The 16,023-nt window shown below is 65.5% G+C and carries 14 protein-coding genes; 13 read left to right on the top strand and 1 reads right to left on the bottom strand.

Translation table 11 applies throughout. From position 1 onward, the window contains the following. The first annotated feature begins 38 nt into the window (after positions 1 to 38). The 3 genes from carB to C3Y15_RS11840 all read left to right on the top strand — a co-directional run bounded on the left by carB (position 39) and on the right by C3Y15_RS11840 (position 4,361). Entirely contained in the window at positions 39 to 3,293 is a 3,255-nt protein-coding gene (gene carB / locus C3Y15_RS11830) for a carbamoyl-phosphate synthase large subunit (protein WP_011884275.1), read from the top strand. A 118-nt stretch (positions 3,294 to 3,411) separates the two neighbouring features. Continuing rightward, positions 3,412 to 3,888: a transcription elongation factor GreA gene (gene greA / locus C3Y15_RS11835; protein WP_011884276.1), complete on the top strand. Its 477-nt coding sequence runs from the start codon at positions 3,412 to 3,414 to the stop codon at positions 3,886 to 3,888. 14 nt (positions 3,889 to 3,902) lie between these two features. Then, entirely contained in the window at positions 3,903 to 4,361 is a 459-nt protein-coding gene (locus C3Y15_RS11840; protein WP_011884277.1) for a DUF4149 domain-containing protein, read from the top strand. Between the two features lie 58 nt (positions 4,362 to 4,419). Here the strand turns inward: C3Y15_RS11840 and C3Y15_RS11845 are convergent, their stop codons facing one another. Further along, positions 4,420 to 4,944 carry a YhbY family RNA-binding protein gene (locus C3Y15_RS11845; protein WP_011884278.1) on the bottom strand — a complete coding sequence of 175 codons (525 nt, stop codon included), beginning with the start codon at positions 4,942 to 4,944 and terminating at the stop codon, positions 4,420 to 4,422. 193 nt (positions 4,945 to 5,137) lie between these two features. On the opposite strand from C3Y15_RS11845, the gene C3Y15_RS11850 reads away from it, so the two are divergent. The 10 genes from C3Y15_RS11850 (at position 5,138) to phoB (ending at position 15,997) form a co-directional block, all read left to right on the top strand. Continuing rightward, positions 5,138 to 5,800 carry an RlmE family RNA methyltransferase gene (locus C3Y15_RS11850; protein ID WP_011884279.1) on the top strand — a complete coding sequence of 221 codons (663 nt, stop codon included), beginning with the start codon at positions 5,138 to 5,140 and terminating at the stop codon, positions 5,798 to 5,800. A 166-nt stretch (positions 5,801 to 5,966) separates the two neighbouring features. Further along, positions 5,967 to 7,862, top strand: a complete 1,896-nt coding sequence (gene ftsH / locus C3Y15_RS11855) for an ATP-dependent zinc metalloprotease FtsH (RefSeq protein ID WP_011884280.1) — start codon at positions 5,967 to 5,969, stop codon at positions 7,860 to 7,862. Between the two features lie 28 nt (positions 7,863 to 7,890). Then, positions 7,891 to 8,832 carry a dihydropteroate synthase gene (gene folP / locus C3Y15_RS11860; protein ID WP_051974411.1) on the top strand — a complete coding sequence of 314 codons (942 nt, stop codon included), beginning with the start codon at positions 7,891 to 7,893 and terminating at the stop codon, positions 8,830 to 8,832. Between the two features lie 36 nt (positions 8,833 to 8,868). Further along, positions 8,869 to 10,224 (top strand): phosphoglucosamine mutase, encoded by a 1,356-nt coding sequence (gene glmM / locus C3Y15_RS11865; RefSeq protein ID WP_011884282.1) that lies wholly within the window; start codon positions 8,869 to 8,871, stop codon positions 10,222 to 10,224. 446 nt (positions 10,225 to 10,670) lie between these two features. Continuing rightward, positions 10,671 to 11,705, top strand: coding sequence for a phosphate ABC transporter substrate-binding protein PstS (gene pstS / locus C3Y15_RS11875; RefSeq protein ID WP_014722815.1), 1,035 nt, complete (start codon positions 10,671 to 10,673; stop codon positions 11,703 to 11,705). Positions 11,706 to 11,800: 95 nt separating this feature from the next. Next, entirely contained in the window at positions 11,801 to 12,787 is a 987-nt protein-coding gene (gene pstC, locus C3Y15_RS11880) for a phosphate ABC transporter permease PstC (RefSeq protein WP_069246201.1), read from the top strand. Then, positions 12,784 to 13,677: a phosphate ABC transporter permease PstA gene (gene pstA / locus C3Y15_RS11885; RefSeq protein ID WP_011884285.1), complete on the top strand. Its 894-nt coding sequence runs from the start codon at positions 12,784 to 12,786 to the stop codon at positions 13,675 to 13,677. Before pstC ends, pstA begins: the two co-directional genes overlap by 4 nt. Positions 13,678 to 13,692: 15 nt before the next feature. Continuing rightward, the gene (gene pstB, locus C3Y15_RS11890; RefSeq protein WP_011884286.1) at positions 13,693 to 14,541 is read left to right on the top strand and encodes a phosphate ABC transporter ATP-binding protein PstB; all 849 of its coding nucleotides are present in this window, start codon (positions 13,693 to 13,695) and stop codon (positions 14,539 to 14,541) included. 18 nt (positions 14,542 to 14,559) lie between these two features. Beyond that, the gene (gene phoU, locus C3Y15_RS11895; RefSeq protein WP_011884287.1) at positions 14,560 to 15,264 is read left to right on the top strand and encodes a phosphate signaling complex protein PhoU; all 705 of its coding nucleotides are present in this window, start codon (positions 14,560 to 14,562) and stop codon (positions 15,262 to 15,264) included. A 31-nt stretch (positions 15,265 to 15,295) separates the two neighbouring features. Continuing rightward, a complete protein-coding gene (phoB, locus tag C3Y15_RS11900) occupies positions 15,296 to 15,997 on the top strand; it encodes a phosphate regulon transcriptional regulator PhoB (protein WP_006750313.1) in 702 nt (233 codons plus the stop codon). Positions 15,998 to 16,023: the final 26 nt, after the last annotated feature.

Below are 16,023 nucleotides of genomic sequence, written 5' to 3' on the forward strand. Positions count from 1 at the left end.
CGACCCACGACAAAGATTACTTACTGAATTCACAAGCCATGCCAAAACGCACAGACATCAAAAGCATCCTCATCATCGGCGCCGGCCCGATCATCATCGGCCAGGCGTGCGAGTTCGACTACTCGGGCGCACAGGCATGCAAGGCGCTGCGTGAGGAGGGCTACAAGGTCGTTCTCGTCAACAGCAACCCGGCGACGATCATGACCGACCCGAACACGGCCGACGTCACGTACATCGAGCCGATCACGTGGGAAGTCGTCGCCCGCATCATCGAGAAGGAGCGCCCCGACGCGATCCTGCCGACGATGGGCGGCCAGACCGCGCTGAACTGCGCGCTCGACCTGCATCACCACGGCGTGCTCGAGAAGTTCGGCGTCGAGCTGATCGGCGCGTCGCCGGAAGCGATCGACAAGGCCGAAGACCGCCAGAAGTTCAAGGAAGCGATGACCAAGATCGGGCTCGGCTCCGCGAAGTCGGGCATCGCGCACTCGATGGAAGAAGCGACGAAGGTGCACGCCGAGATCATGGCGGAGACGGGCGGCAGCGGCTACCCGGTCGTGATCCGTCCGTCGTTCACGCTCGGCGGCTCGGGCGGCGGCATCGCGTACAACCGCGAGGAATTCGAGGAGATCTGCAAGCGCGGCCTCGACCTGTCGCCGACGCGCGAGCTGCTGATCGAAGAGTCGCTGCTCGGCTGGAAGGAATACGAGATGGAAGTCGTGCGCGACCGCGCCGACAACTGCATCATCGTGTGCTCGATCGAAAACCTCGACCCGATGGGCGTGCATACCGGCGACTCGATCACGGTCGCGCCGGCGCAGACGCTGACCGACAAGGAATACCAGATCCTGCGTAACGCATCGCTCGCGGTGCTGCGCGAGATCGGCGTCGATACGGGCGGCTCGAACGTGCAGTTCTCGATCAACCCGAAGGACGGCCGCATGGTCGTCATCGAGATGAACCCGCGCGTGTCGCGTTCGTCGGCGCTCGCGTCGAAGGCGACCGGCTTCCCGATCGCGAAGGTCGCGGCGAAGCTGGCGGTCGGCTACACGCTCGACGAGCTGAAGAACGAAATCACCGGCGGCCAGACGCCGGCGTCGTTCGAGCCGACGATCGACTACGTCGTCACGAAGATCCCGCGTTTCGCGTTCGAGAAGTTCCGTGAGGCCGATTCGCGCCTGACCACGCAGATGAAGTCGGTCGGCGAAGTGATGGCGATCGGTCGCACGTTCCAGGAGTCGTTCCAGAAGGCGCTGCGCGGCCTCGAAGTCGGCGTCGACGGGCTCGACGAGAAGTCGACCGACCGCGACGAGATCGCGATCCAGATCCACGAGCCGGGCCCGGATCGGATCTGGTACGTCGGCGACGCGTTCCGCATCGGCATGACGGCCGAAGAGATCTTCGCTGAAACGTCGATCGATCCGTGGTTCCTCGCGCAGATCGAGCAGATCATCCTGAAGGAAAAGGCGCTGTCGGGCCGCACGCTCGCGTCGCTGACGTTCGACGAGCTGCGCTTCCTGAAGCAGAGCGGCTTCTCGGACCGCCGCCTCGCGAAGCTGCTCGGCGCGACGCCGGAAGACGTGCGCCGCCGCCGCGTGGAGCTGAACGTGCGCCCGGTCTACAAGCGCGTCGACACCTGCGCGGCCGAGTTCGCGACCAAGACGGCCTACATGTACTCGACCTACGAGGAAGAGTGCGAGGCGCAGCCGACCACCAACAAGAAGATCATGGTGCTGGGCGGCGGCCCGAACCGGATCGGCCAGGGCATCGAGTTCGACTACTGCTGCGTGCACGCGGCGCTCGCGATGCGCGAGGACGGTTACGAAACGATCATGGTCAACTGCAACCCGGAAACGGTGTCGACCGACTACGACACGTCCGACCGCCTGTACTTCGAGCCGCTGACGCTGGAAGACGTGCTCGAGATCGTCGACAAGGAAAAGCCGGTCGGCGTGATCGTGCAGTACGGCGGCCAGACGCCGCTGAAGCTCGCGCTCGACCTCGAGGCGCACGGCGTGCCGATCGTCGGCACGTCGCCGGACATGATCGACGCGGCCGAAGACCGCGAACGCTTCCAGAAGCTGCTGCAGGACCTCGGCCTGCGCCAGCCGCCGAACCGCACGGCCCGCGCAGAAGAAGAGGCGCTCGCGCTGGCGGCCGAAATCGGCTATCCGCTGGTCGTGCGCCCGTCGTACGTGCTCGGCGGCCGCGCGATGGAAATCGTCCACGAGCCGCGCGACCTCGAGCGCTACATGCGCGAGGCCGTGAAGGTGTCGAACGATTCGCCGGTGCTGCTCGACCGCTTCCTGAACGACGCGATCGAATGCGACGTCGACTGCATCTGCGACGGCGAAGCGGTGTTCATCGGCGGCGTGATGGAGCACATCGAGCAGGCGGGCGTCCACTCGGGCGACTCGGCATGCTCGCTGCCGCCGTACTCGCTGTCGAAGGAAACCGTGGCCGAGCTGAAGCGCCAGACCGGCGCGATGGCCAAGGCGCTGAACGTGGTCGGCCTGATGAACGTGCAGTTCGCGATCCAGCAGGTGCCGCAGGCGGACGGTTCGAAGCAGGACGTCATCTACGTGCTCGAAGTGAACCCGCGCGCGTCGCGCACGGTGCCGTACGTGTCGAAGGCGACCAGCTTGCCGCTCGCGAAGATCGCGGCGCGCGCGATGGTCGGCCAGAAGCTCGCGCAGCAGGGCGTGACGAAGGAAGTCGAGCCGCCGTACTTCAGCGTGAAGGAAGCGGTGTTCCCGTTCGTCAAGTTCCCGACCGTCGACCCGGTCCTCGGGCCGGAAATGCGTTCGACCGGTGAAGTGATGGGCGTCGGCCGCACGTTCGGCGAGGCGCTGTTCAAGTCGCAGCTCGCGGCCGGCTCGCGCCTGCCGGAGTCGGGCACCGTGCTGCTGACCGTGATGGATGCGGACAAGCCGAAGGCCGTCGAAGTCGCGCGCATGCTGCACGACCTCGGCTACCCGATCGTCGCGACCAAGGGCACTGCCGCCGCGATCGAAGCGGCCGGCGTGCCGGTGAAGGTCGTGAACAAGGTGAAGGACGGTCGTCCGCACATCGTCGACATGATCAAGAACGGCGAGATCGCGCTCGTCTTCACGACGGTCGACGAGACGCGTCAGGCGATCGCCGATTCGCGCTCGATCCGCATGAGCGCGCAGGCGCACAAGGTCACGTACTACACGACGATGTCGGGCGCGCGTGCGGCCGTCGAAGGCCTGCGCTACCTGAAGGATCTGGAAGTCTATGATTTACAAGGTCTTCACGCTCGCCTAAACTAAGCGTTCAGTTACCTGTCGAAGCAACACGTGCCGCGGTTAAGCGGTGTTTCCGGTTCGCCGGAAACGCGCTTAATCGCGGTGATTTTTTTTATAGCCGTTTTTAGCGATTGACCCGTTTATGAGCACCATTCCGTTGACAAAGCGTGGCGCAGAGCAACTGCGCGATGAATTGCAGCGCCTCAAGTCCGTCGAGCGGCCGGCCGTGATCAACGCGATCGCCGAGGCCCGCGCACAGGGCGATCTGTCCGAAAACGCCGAATACGACGCCGCGAAGGAAAAGCAGGGCTTCATCGAGGGCCGCATCGCGGAAATCGAATCGAAGCTGTCCGCCGCGCAGGTCATCGATCCCACCGTGCTCGACGCCGAAGGCCGCGTGGTGTTCGCGTCGACCGTCGAACTCGAGGATCTCGAGTCGGGCGACACCGTCAAGTACCAGATCGTCGGCGACGACGAAGCCGACATCGATCACGGCCTGATTTCGGTCAGCTCGCCGATCGCACGTGCGCTGATCGGCAAGAGCGAAGGCGACGTCGCGGCCGTGCAGGCGCCGGGCGGCGTGCGCGAATACGAGATCATCTCGGTCAGTTACATCTGAAGCGGGGCAACGTGATGCCGCATCGCGTGTTCCGTCTGCTGTCGGCCGTATGGGTCGGCAGCCTGCTGACGATCGGGTATGCGGTCGCACCCGTGCTGTTCAGGACGCTGGAGCGGATGACGGCCGGTTCGGTCGCCGCCCAGCTGTTTCGTATCGAGGCGATTCTCGGTGTCGTGTGCGGCGTGTTGCTGCTCGCGCTGTCGAACCAGCAGGTGCGGCGCGGCAGCGGCGATTATCGGCGCGTGCGCTGGATCGTCGCCGCGATGATCGCGTGCGTGCTGATCGGCTATTTTGCGCTGCAGCCGTTCATGAATGCGCTGCGGGTGGCCGCGATGGATGCGGGCACCGATATCGCGAACTCGCCGTACGCGAGCCGCTTCGGGATGCTGCACGGCGTCTCGAGCCTGTTCTATCTGGTCGAGAGCGTGCTGGGGCTGATGCTGATCTGGCGTTTGCCGGCGCGCGACGCGTAAGCGACCAAATGACCAAACGGCCGGCGCGACACGGGACACCCCGTGCCGCGCGCCCGTGTTACTTGCCCTGGTGCGGCCGCTTCGTGCTGGCCTGACGCTTTTTCGCACGCTTCACGGTGCCGCCCGCGGTCACGCGCTCGTTGCCGCGCACGAGGACCTTGACCGGCTTCGGGCGACGTACGGGGCTCGCGTTCGGCGACACCTTGACGACCTTCACGGTGCGCGGCGCACGGCCTTTGCGATCCTCGGCGGCTTCGGCTGCGCTCGGCAGCGCGCCGGCGCGGCGGCGGGACGGAGCGGCGACGGGCGCCTCGGGCTTCCAGATCACCAGCAGCTTGCCGATGTGCTGGATCGGCGCCGCGTTCAGGCGATCGCAGATCTCGTCGTAAATCGCGACGCGCTCGTCGCGCTCGTCGCCGAACACGCGGATCTTGATCAGCTGGTGGGCGGCAAGGTGGACCTTGATTTCCTTCAGCACGGCGTCGGTGAGCCCCTCGGCGCCGATCAGCACGACGGGCTTGAGCGCATGGGCCTGGGAGCGCAGCGCGGAGCGCTCGGCGGGGGAAAGCGAAAGGGCGGGCATGGAAATGTCGAAATCTAAATAAGGGCGCGCTGCATCAGATGCGAACGCGGTAAGTTACCGCGTCAGCCGCGCGCCGAAACCACGTAAAATCGCGGCTTGGGCCCCGAAAGGGGCCGCAGCCGCGCGAATAAGACGCGTATTATCCGCCAAAAGCCCGGCTTCACGAAGCAAATAGCAGCAATCACTCTCTCGAATGGCAAAAAACCGCTTTAACCAGCACTGGCTGCACGATCACATCAACGACCCGTACGTCAAAATGGCGCAGCGGGAGGGCTATCGCGCGCGCGCGGCGTACAAGCTCAAGGAAATCGACGAGCAGGACAAGCTGATCCGTCCGGGTCAGGTGATCGTCGATCTCGGCGCCGCGCCCGGCAGCTGGAGCCAGTACGCGCGCAACAAGCTCGCGCAGGGCAAGCAGCGCGACGCGCAGCGCGAAGGCGGCATCGACGGCACGATCATCGCGCTCGACCTCCTGCCGATGGAGCCCATCGCCGACGTGCACTTCCTGCAGGGCGACTTCCGCGAGGACGACGTGCTGCATCAGCTCGAAGGCGTGCTCGAAGGTCGGCCGGTGGATCTTGTTATTTCCGACATGGCCCCCAACCTGTCCGGAGTGGCGTCGGCAGACGCCGCGCGCATCGAGCACATCTGCGATCTGGCGCTCGAGTTCGCGCAGAATCACCTGAAGCCGGAGGGCGCGCTGCTCGTGAAGTGTTTCCACGGTAGCGGCTACAGCCAGATCGTCGAAAAGTTCAAACAGCAGTTTAAGGTCGTCGCACCACGCAAACCCAAGGCGTCTCGCGACAAATCGTCCGAAACGTTCATTTTGGGTCGGCAGCTCAAGCATCCGCGGTGACGCGGAGCGGGATGCCGCAAACGGGCTCCGGCCCTTGCCAGACAAGCGCAGCGCTATCGTGGCGTTTGTCAATGCTTATGGCAGGGGTGGTCGGACTGGATTAGAATGACCGAGGAGCGCCGCAAGGAAAATGTAGGCGCTCGTCTACGAGTGAAGGAGTGGTGCTTTGAACAACAATATGTTTTCGAAGGCAGCAGTGTGGCTGGTGATTGCACTGGTGCTGTTTACAGTGTTCAAGCAGTTCGACAAGCCCCGCGTCCAGGAAGGTGTGTCCTATTCGCAGTTCATGGACGACGCCAAGAACGGCAAGGTCAAGAACGTCGTCGTGCAGGGGCGCAACCTCACCGTCACTCCGGCTGATGGCCAGAAATACCAGATCGTGTCGCCCGGCGACATCTGGATGGTCGGCGATCTGATGAAGTACGGCGTGCAGGTCAGCGGCAAGGCCGACGACGAGCCCAATGCGCTGATGTCCGCGCTGTATTACCTCGGGCCGACGATCCTCATCATCGTGTTCTGGTTCTACATGATGAGACAGATGCAGGGAGGCGGCAAAGGCGGCGCATTCTCGTTCGGGAAATCGCGCGCGCGTCTGATCGACGAGAACAACAACGCAGTCAACTTCTCCGACGTCGCGGGCTGCGACGAAGCGAAGGAAGAGGTGTCCGAGCTCGTCGACTTCCTGCGCGACCCGCAGAAATTCCAGAAGCTGGGCGGCCGCATTCCGCGCGGCGTGCTGCTGGTCGGCCCTCCGGGTACCGGCAAGACGCTGCTCGCCCGCGCGATCGCCGGTGAAGCGAAGGTGCCGTTCTTCAGCATCTCCGGTTCCGACTTCGTCGAAATGTTCGTCGGCGTGGGCGCGGCCCGCGTGCGCGACATGTTCGAGCAGGCGAAGAAGCACGCACCGTGCATCGTGTTCATCGACGAAATCGACGCGGTCGGTCGCCATCGCGGCGCCGGCATGGGCGGCGGCAACGACGAACGCGAGCAGACGCTGAACCAGATGCTGGTCGAGATGGACGGCTTCGAGGCGAACTCGGGCGTGATCGTGATCGCCGCGACGAACCGCTCCGACGTGCTCGACAAGGCGCTGCTGCGCCCGGGCCGTTTCGACCGTCAGGTCTATGTCGGGCTGCCGGACATCCGCGGCCGCGAGCAGATCATGCGCGTGCACCTGCGCAAGGTGCCGATCGCCAACGACGTCGACGCAGCCGTCATCGCACGCGGCACGCCGGGCTTCTCGGGCGCCGATCTCGCCAACCTCGTCAACGAAGCGGCGCTGTTCGCCGCACGCCGCGGCAAGCGGATCGTCGAAATGCAGGATTTCGAGGACGCGAAGGACAAGATCTTCATGGGTCCGGAGCGCAAGTCGGCCGTCATTCGCGAGGAAGCGAAGCGGGCGACGGCTTATCACGAGTCGGGCCATGCGGTCATCGCCAAGCTGCTGCCGAAGGCCGACCCCGTGCACAAGGTCACGATCATCCCGCGCGGTCGCGCGCTGGGCGTCACGTGGCAGCTGCCGGAGCATGACAACGAAACGTACTCGAAGGATTATCTGCTCGACCGTCTGGCGATCCTGTTCGGCGGCCGCGTGGCCGAGGAGCTGTTCCTGAACCTGATCAGCACCGGCGCGTCGGACGACTTCAACAAGGCGACGCAGACGGCGCGCGCGATGGTCGCCCGGTTCGGGATGACCGATGCGCTCGGGCCGATGGTCTACGTCGACGACGAGAGCGACAACGGCCCGTTCGGGCGCGGCTTCACGCGCACGATCTCGGAAGCGACGCAACAGAAGGTCGACGGCGAAATCCGCCGCGTGCTCGACGAGCAGTACAACCTCGCGCGGCGCCTGCTCGAAGAGAACCGCGACAAGGTCGAGGCAATGACGGCCGCGCTGATGGAGTGGGAAACGATCGACGCCGATCAGATCAACGACATCATGGAAGGGCGCCCGCCGCGCTCGCCGAAGAGTTCGCCGGCGGTCGGCGGCGACTCGTCGGGCGGCGGCACGACCGCCGAGGTGAAGACCGGCAACGCGCCGGCGCCGGCTTCCCCGGCCTGACCTTCGTAGTCGCTCCGTTCACGGGCTGGTGTGGCTTCACACCGGCCCGTTTTGCATTCATCAACGCATCCCTCCCGTGTCCGAATCCGCAGTCAGCGTATCCGCTCCCGCGCCGCTCCAGTGCGGCCGCTTCTCGCTCACCTTCGAGCGCCCGCTCGTGATGGGCATCCTCAACGCCACACCCGATTCGTTCTCCGACGGCGGCCGCTTCCTCGCGCGCGACGATGCGTTGCGCCAGGCCGAGCGGATGATGGCCGACGGTGTCGATCTGATCGACATCGGCGGCGAATCGACGCGCCCCGGCGCGCCGCCCGTGCCGCTCGACGAGGAGCTCGCGCGCGTGATCCCGCTCGTCGAAGCGTTGCGCCCGCTCGACGTGCCGCTGTCGATCGACACGTACAAACCAGCGGTGATGCGCGCGGCGCTCGAGGCCGGCGCCGACCTGATCAACGACATCTGGGGGTTCCGACAGCCGGGCGCGATCGACGCGGTGCGCGACGGCAACTGCGGGTTGTGCGCGATGCACATGCTCGGCGAGCCGCAGACCATGCAGGTGGGCGAGCCGGACTACGACGACGTCGTCGTCGACGTGCACGACTTTCTCGCCGCGCGCGCGCAGGCGCTGCGCGATGCGGGCATCGCGCCGCAGCGGATCTGCGTCGACCCGGGCTTCGGCTTCGGCAAGGCGGTGATCGACGACAACTACGCGCTGCTGGCCGCGTTGCCCGACACGGCGCCGCTGCGGCCCGACGGGCGCGCCTATCCGATCCTCGCGGGCATGTCGCGCAAGTCGATGCTCGGCGCGGTGATCGGCGGCAAGCCGCCGCTCGAGCGCGTCGCGGCGAGCGTGGCGGCGGCCGTGTGCGCGGTCGCACGCGGCGCCGCGATCGTGCGCGTGCACGACGTGGCCGCGACGGTCGATGCATTGAAAGTTTGGAACGCCGTGCGCGAAGCCGCGCGGCAACGATAAGTCAGAGTTCAGGAAAGACGAAGGAGGAAGGTTCGCATGGGACGTCGATATTTTGGCACGGACGGCATTCGCGGGACGGTCGGCGATACGCCGATCACGCCCGATTTCGTGTTGCGTCTCGGCTATGCCGCGGGCAAGGTGCTGGCCGGCGCCGCGGACGGCGCGACGGGCGCGCGACCGACGGTGCTGATCGGCAAGGACACGCGCGTGTCGGGCTACATGCTCGAGGCGGCGCTCGAGGCCGGCTTCTCGGCGGCGGGCGTCGACGTGATGCTGGCCGGCCCGATGCCGACGCCGGGTGTCGCATATCTGACGCGCGCGCTGCGGCTGTCGGCCGGCGTCGTGATCAGCGCCTCGCACAACCCGTATCAGGACAACGGCATCAAGTTCTTCTCGGCCGACGGCAACAAGCTGCCCGACGAAACCGAGGCCGAGATCGAAGCGTGGCTCGACAAGCCGCTCGAATGCGCATCGTCGGACCGGCTCGGCAAGGCGCGCCGGCTCGACGACGCGGCCGGCCGCTACATCGAGTTCTGCAAGAGCACGTTCCCGGCCGCCTACGACCTGCGGGGGCTGAAGCTCGTGATCGACTGCGCGCACGGCGCCGCCTACCAGATCGCGCCGCACGTGTTCCACGAACTCGGCGCGGACGTGATCCCGATCGGCGTCGCACCGAACGGCTTCAACATCAACGACGGCGTCGGCGCGACGGCGCCCGACGCGCTGGTGCGCGCGGTGCGCGCGAACCATGCCGATCTCGGCATCGCGCTCGACGGCGATGCGGACCGTCTGCAGGTCGTCGATTCGAGCGGCCGGCTGTTCAACGGCGACGAGCTGCTCTACGTGCTCGTGAAGGACCGCATCGCGACGGCCGGCAAGGTCGAGGGCGCGGTCGGCACGCTGATGACGAACCTCGCGGTCGAGGTCGCGCTGCAGCGCGAAGGCGTCGAATTCGTGCGGGCGGCGGTCGGCGACCGCTATGTGCTCGAACAGCTGCGCGAGCGCGGCTGGCAGCTCGGCGCCGAAGGCTCCGGCCACATCCTGTCGCTCGACCGTCATTCGACCGGCGACGGCATCGTGTCGGCGCTGCTGGTGCTGGCCGCGCTCAAGCGCAGCGGCCGCACGCTCGCGCAGATGCTCGACGGCGTCACGCTGTTCCCGCAGAAGCTGATCAACGTGCGGATGAAGCCGGGCGCCGACTGGAAGGGCAGCGCATCGATTCGCGCCGCGATCGACGCGGCCGAGAGCGCACTGGCGGGCCATGGCCGCGTGCTGATCCGCGCCTCGGGTACCGAGCCGGTGCTGCGCGTGATGGTCGAGGCGCAGCAGGCGGCCGACGCGACGCGCCACGCGGAAGCGATCGCGGACGCCGTGCGCGAAGCGACGAGCTGAGCGAGGCGGGCGGCCGGCACGCGTGACGATTCGATCGCGCATGCCGGCTGAACGATGGCCGAGCTACCGTGAGCGTCGTCAATTCGTCAGACGCAAAGGTTTGCGCTAATAAATAGAGGACGCTCTCGATGGCGTCCTTCGTACTCGATGAAGTCTTCTGCGCCCAACCGGAAGACGAGCGCGCACCGGGCGGTGCGCGATGCGGGAAGCGGCGCGCCCTGCGCCGCACACTGCCCGAAACGGGGCGCGGCCACTCCGCGCAACGGGCAATTCTTGCCGCTTTTCCCAGCGCGCCGCGCGCGTACACGGGCTCGCGCTTCACCGAATATCACCTTTCAAGCAGTCATGTTACTGTCACGCCAGTTTCATTCATTGTCACATTACCGTCATGAGGAGCCCCTAACCTTCGCGGTGCCGTAGTCATCCGCTCACACACTGGAGGTCTCATGAAATTGATGCAAACCGCGATTGCTGGCCTGGCTGGCGCACTTTTCGCAGTTGCTGCGCACGCTGCCGACATCACGGGCGCAGGCAGCACGTTCGCTATGCCGATCTATACGAAATGGGCTGCCGACTACCAGCAGTCGGGCGGCGCGAAGGTGAACTACCAAGGTATCGGCTCGTCGGGCGGCCTGAAGCAGATCATCGCGAAGACGGTCGATTTTGCCGGCTCGGACGCTCCGCTGAAGGATGAAGACCTCGCGAAGGACGGCCTGTTCCAGTTCCCGACGGTGGTCGGCGGCGTGGTGCCGGTCGTCAACGTGCCGGGCGTGAAGGCCGGCGAACTGACGCTGTCGGGCCCGGTGCTCGGCGACATCTACCTCGGCAAGATCAAGAAGTGGAACGACCCGGCGATCGCCGCGCTGAACCCGAAGGTCAAGCTGCCGGATACGGACATCGCGGTCGTGCGCCGCGCCGACGGCTCGGGCACGAGCTTCATCTGGACGAACTACCTGTCGAAGGTCAACGACGAGTGGAAGTCGAAGATCGGCGAAGGCACGACGGTCAACTGGCCGACGGGCACGGGCGGCAAGGGTAACGACGGCGTCGCGGCGTTCGTGCAGCGCCTGCCGGGCGCGATCGGCTACGTCGAATGGGCGTACGCGAAGAAGAACAACATGATCTACACGGCCCTGAAGAACTCGACGGGCACGGTGGTCGAGCCGAAGACGGAAACGTTCAAGGCCGCTGCAGCCGGCGCGAACTGGTCGAAGTCGTTCTACCAGATCCTGACGAACCAGCCGGGCAAGGAAGCATGGCCGGTCGTCGGCGCGACGTTCGTGCTGCTGCACGCGAAGCAGGACAAGCCGGAGCAGGGCGCCGAAACGCTGAAGTTCTTCAGCTGGGCGTTCAAGAACGGCGAGAAGGCAGCGGACAGCCTCGACTACATCTCGCTGCCGCCGGCAGTCGAAGCGGAAATCCGCAAGCAGTGGAAGACCAAGGTGACGGACGCAGCGGGCAAGCCGGTCGCCACCGAGTAAGCAGCAGAGCGGTTCGCTGCCCGGCCGTGCCGGCCGGGCAGTGCGTGCGGTAAGGCCGGGCGTCACGGCGCCCGGCGATCCACAACAGGCACCCAATGTCTGACACTTCCTACACGTCCTTCCGGTCCCCCGATGCCGCGCAGCAACGCGCGCCCGGCCGCCTCGGAGACGTTCTGTTCGGCGGCCTCGCATGGCTTGCCGCGATCGTGACCCTGCTGCTGCTGGGCGGGATCATCGTTTCCCTGATTGTTGCGTCGCTGCCGACCATCGAGAAGTTCGGCGTCGGCTTTTTGTGGCAATCCGAGTGGGATCCGAACTCGGATGTGTTCGGCGCCCTCGTGCCCATCTACGGCACGATCGTGACGTCGATCATCGCCCTCGTCATCGCGGTGCCGGTCAGCTTCGGCATCGCGCTGTTCCTCACCGAGCTGTCGCCCGTGTGGCTGCGCCGCCCGCTCGGCATCGCGATCGAGCTGCTCGCCGCGATCCCGTCGATCGTCTACGGGATGTGGGGCCTGCTCATATTCGCGCCGATCTTCGCGGAATACTTCCAGAAGCCGATCGGCCGCCTGTTCAAGGACGTGTGGGTGCTCGGCCCGCTGACGTCCGGCCCGCCCATCGGGATCGGCATCCTCGCGGCCGGCGTGATCCTCGCGATCATGATCATCCCGTACATCGCGTCGGTGATGCGCGACGTGTTCGAAGTCACGCCCGTGCTGCTGAAGGAATCGGCCTACGGGATCGGCTGCACGACCTGGGAAGTGATGTGGAAGGTCGTGCTGCCCTATACGAAGACCGGCGTGATCGGCGGCGTGATGCTGGGCCTCGGCCGCGCGCTCGGCGAAACGATGGCCGTGACCTTCGTGATCGGCAACACGAACCTGCTCGACAGCGTGTCGCTGTTCGCGCCGGGCAACAGCATCACGTCGGCGCTCGCGAACGAATTCGCGGAAGCGCAACCGGGCCTGCATACGTCCGCGCTGATGGAACTCGGGCTGATCCTGTTCGTGATCACGTTCATCGTGCTGTCCATCTCCAAACTGCTGCTGCTTCGTCTCGAGAAGGGAGAGGGCAAGAAATGAGTCAGCCCATCATGAATTTCCCCGGCCCGGACGGCGCCGTGCTCGAAGCGATGCGCAGCCGCCTGCAGCGCAAGCGCAAGGCGATCAACGCGATCGCGCTGACCGCGTCGCTCGGCGCGATGGCGTTCGGCCTGCTGTGGCTCGTGTGGATTCTGTACACGACGGTGCACCTCGGTATCGGCGGCCTGTCGCTGCAACTGTTCACCGAATCGACGCCGGCGCCGAACACGACCGGCGGCGGTCTCGCCAACGCGATCGTCGGCAGCCTGCTGCTGTGCGGCTTCGGCACGCTGGTCGGCACGCCGATCGGCATCCTCGCGGGCGTCTATCTCGCCGAATACGGCCAGAAGAACCTGCTCGCGAGCACGATCCGCTTCATCAACGACATCCTGCTGTCGGCGCCGTCGATCGTGATCGGCCTGTTCGTGTATGCGATCGTCGTCGCGAAGTCCGGGCGCTTCTCGGGCTGGGCCGGCGTGATCGCGCTCGCGCTGCTGCAGATTCCGATCGTGATCCGCACGACCGAGAACATGCTGAAGCTGGTGCCGAACGCGCTGCGCGAAGCAGCGGTCGCGCTCGGCACGCCGAAGTGGCGCATGGTGATGAAGATCACGCTGCGCGCCTCGGTGGGCGGGATCGTGACCGGCGTGCTGCTCGCGGTCGCGCGGATCGCCGGCGAGACCGCGCCGCTGCTGTTCACCGCACTGTCGAACCAGTTCTTCTCGTGGGACATGAGCCAGCCGATGGCCAACCTGCCCGTCACGATCTACAAGTTCGCGATGAGCCCGTTCGCGGAATGGCAATCGCTCGCGTGGGCGGGCGTGTTCCTGATTACGCTCGGTGTGCTCGGACTCAACATCCTGGCGCGCTCGATCTTCTCGAAAAAGTAACGGCGGAGCAATCCGATGAATATGGCAGAAAGCCACCTGAATCCCGTCGAGCGCACGGTTGCGCCCGCCGGCACGCAAGACACGGCAAACGACCGCCCGCTCGAGCCGTTGAACGCGAAGATCGAGGTCAACAACCTCAATTTCTTCTACAACAAGTTCCACGCGCTGAAGAACATCAACCTGCGCATTCCCGAAGGGAAGGTCACGGCGTTCATCGGCCCGTCGGGTTGCGGCAAGTCGACGCTGCTGCGCACCTTCAACAAGATGTTCGCGCTCTATCCGGAGCAGCGCGCCGAAGGCGAGATCCTGATGGACGGCGAGAACCTGCTGACCACCAAGCGCGACATTTCGCTGCTGCGTGCGCGCATCGGCATGGTGTTCCAGAAGCCGACGCCGTTCCCGATGTCGATCTACGACAACATCGCGTTCGGCGTGAAGATGTTCGAGAAGCTCACGCGCTCGGAGATGGACGACCGCGTCGAATGGGCGCTGACCAAAGCCGCGCTGTGGAGCGAAGTCAAGGACAAGCTGAACCAGAGCGGCTACGGGCTGTCCGGCGGCCAGCAGCAGCGGCTGTGCATCGCGCGCGGCATCGCGATCCGTCCGGAAGTGCTGCTGCTCGACGAGCCGTGCTCCGCGCTCGACCCGATCTCGACGGGCCGCATCGAGGAGCTGATCGCCGAGCTCAAGAGCGACTACACGGTCGTGATCGTCACGCACAACATGCAGCAGGCCGCACGCTGCTCGGACTTCACCGCGTACATGTACCTGGGCGAGCTGATCGAATTCGGCGAGACCGAGAAGATCTTCATCAAGCCGGTACGCAAGGAAACGGAAGACTACATCACCGGCCGTTTCGGCTGATGACGGAGAACAACAGCCATGTCGGATAAACATCTGTCGAGCCAGTTCGACGCGGACCTGAACGCCGTGTCGTCGAAGGTGCTGGAAATGGGCGGACTCGTCGAGTCGCAGATCGTCGGCGCGATGTACGCGCTGAACGAATTCGACCGCGAGGCGGCGGAGAAGGTCGTCACGGCCGAGGAAACGCTGAACGCGATGGAAGTCGAGATCGACCAGGAGTGCGGCAACATCATCGCGCGGAGGCAGCCTGCCGCGCGCGATCTGCGTCTTCTGATGTCGATTTCGAAAACGATTACGAACCTCGAGCGCGCCGGCGACGAAGCCGAGAAGATCGCGAAGCGCGTGCGCCGCCTGATCGACGAGCCGGCCGCGCGCGCGGTCAACATCGCCGAGATCAAGGTGTCGGGCGAGATGGCCGTGACGATCCTGCGCCGGGCGCTCGACGCGTTCGCGCGCCTCGACACGGTGGCCGCCGCGCAGATCGTCAAGGACGACAAGGAGATCGACCTGGAATTCCGTGCGTTCGTGCGCAAGCTCGTGTCGTACATGCAGGAAGATCCGCGCACGATCTCGGTCGGCCTCGAGTACCTGTTCATCGCGAAGGCCATCGAGCGCATCGGCGATCACGCGAAGAACATCGCCGAGTTCATCATCTACATCGTGAAGGGCACCGACGTGCGGCATCAGCCGCGCGACACGCTCGATCGCGAAGCCAACAGTTAATCGACTCCGTATAGGAAGAACAGAGGTGCCGATGCCCAGCAACATTCTCGTCGTCGAAGATGAGCCCGCGATTTCCGAACTGATCTCGGTGAATCTCCAGCATGCCGGTCACTGCCCGATCCGCGCCTACAACGCGGAGCAGGCGCAGAACCTGATCAGCGACGTGCTGCCCGACCTCGTGCTGCTCGACTGGATGCTGCCGGGCAAATCGGGTATCGCGTTTGCGCGCGACCTGCGCAACAACGAGCGGACCAAGCACATCCCGATCATCATGCTGACCGCGCGCGGCGACGAGCAGGACAAGGTGCTCGGCCTCGAGATCGGCGCGGACGACTACGTGACGAAGCCGTTCTCGCCGAAGGAGCTGATGGCGCGCATCAAGGCCGTGCTGCGCCGCCGTGCGCCGCAGCTGACCGAGGACGTCGTGTCGATCAACGGGCTGCGGCTCGATCCGGCCACGCACCGGGTCGCCGCGCACGGCGACGGCAGCGAGATCAAGCTCGACCTCGGCCCGACCGAATTCCGCCTGCTGCATTTCTTCATGACGCATCCGGAGCGCGTGCACAGCCGCACGCAACTGCTCGACCAGGTGTGGGGCGATCACGTGTTCGTCGAGGAGCGCACCGTCGACGTGCACATCAAGCGCTTGCGCGCGGCCTTGAAACCGGCCGGCTGCGATGCGATGATCGAGACCGTTCGCGGCAGCGGCTACCGGCTCGCGAAGCACGCGTAACGTATCCGCACGTGCCGTGTGCCACG

Source organism: Burkholderia sp. B10, assembly GCF_004368385.1.
Classification (GTDB): Bacteria; Pseudomonadota; Gammaproteobacteria; order Burkholderiales; family Burkholderiaceae; genus Burkholderia; species Burkholderia vietnamiensis.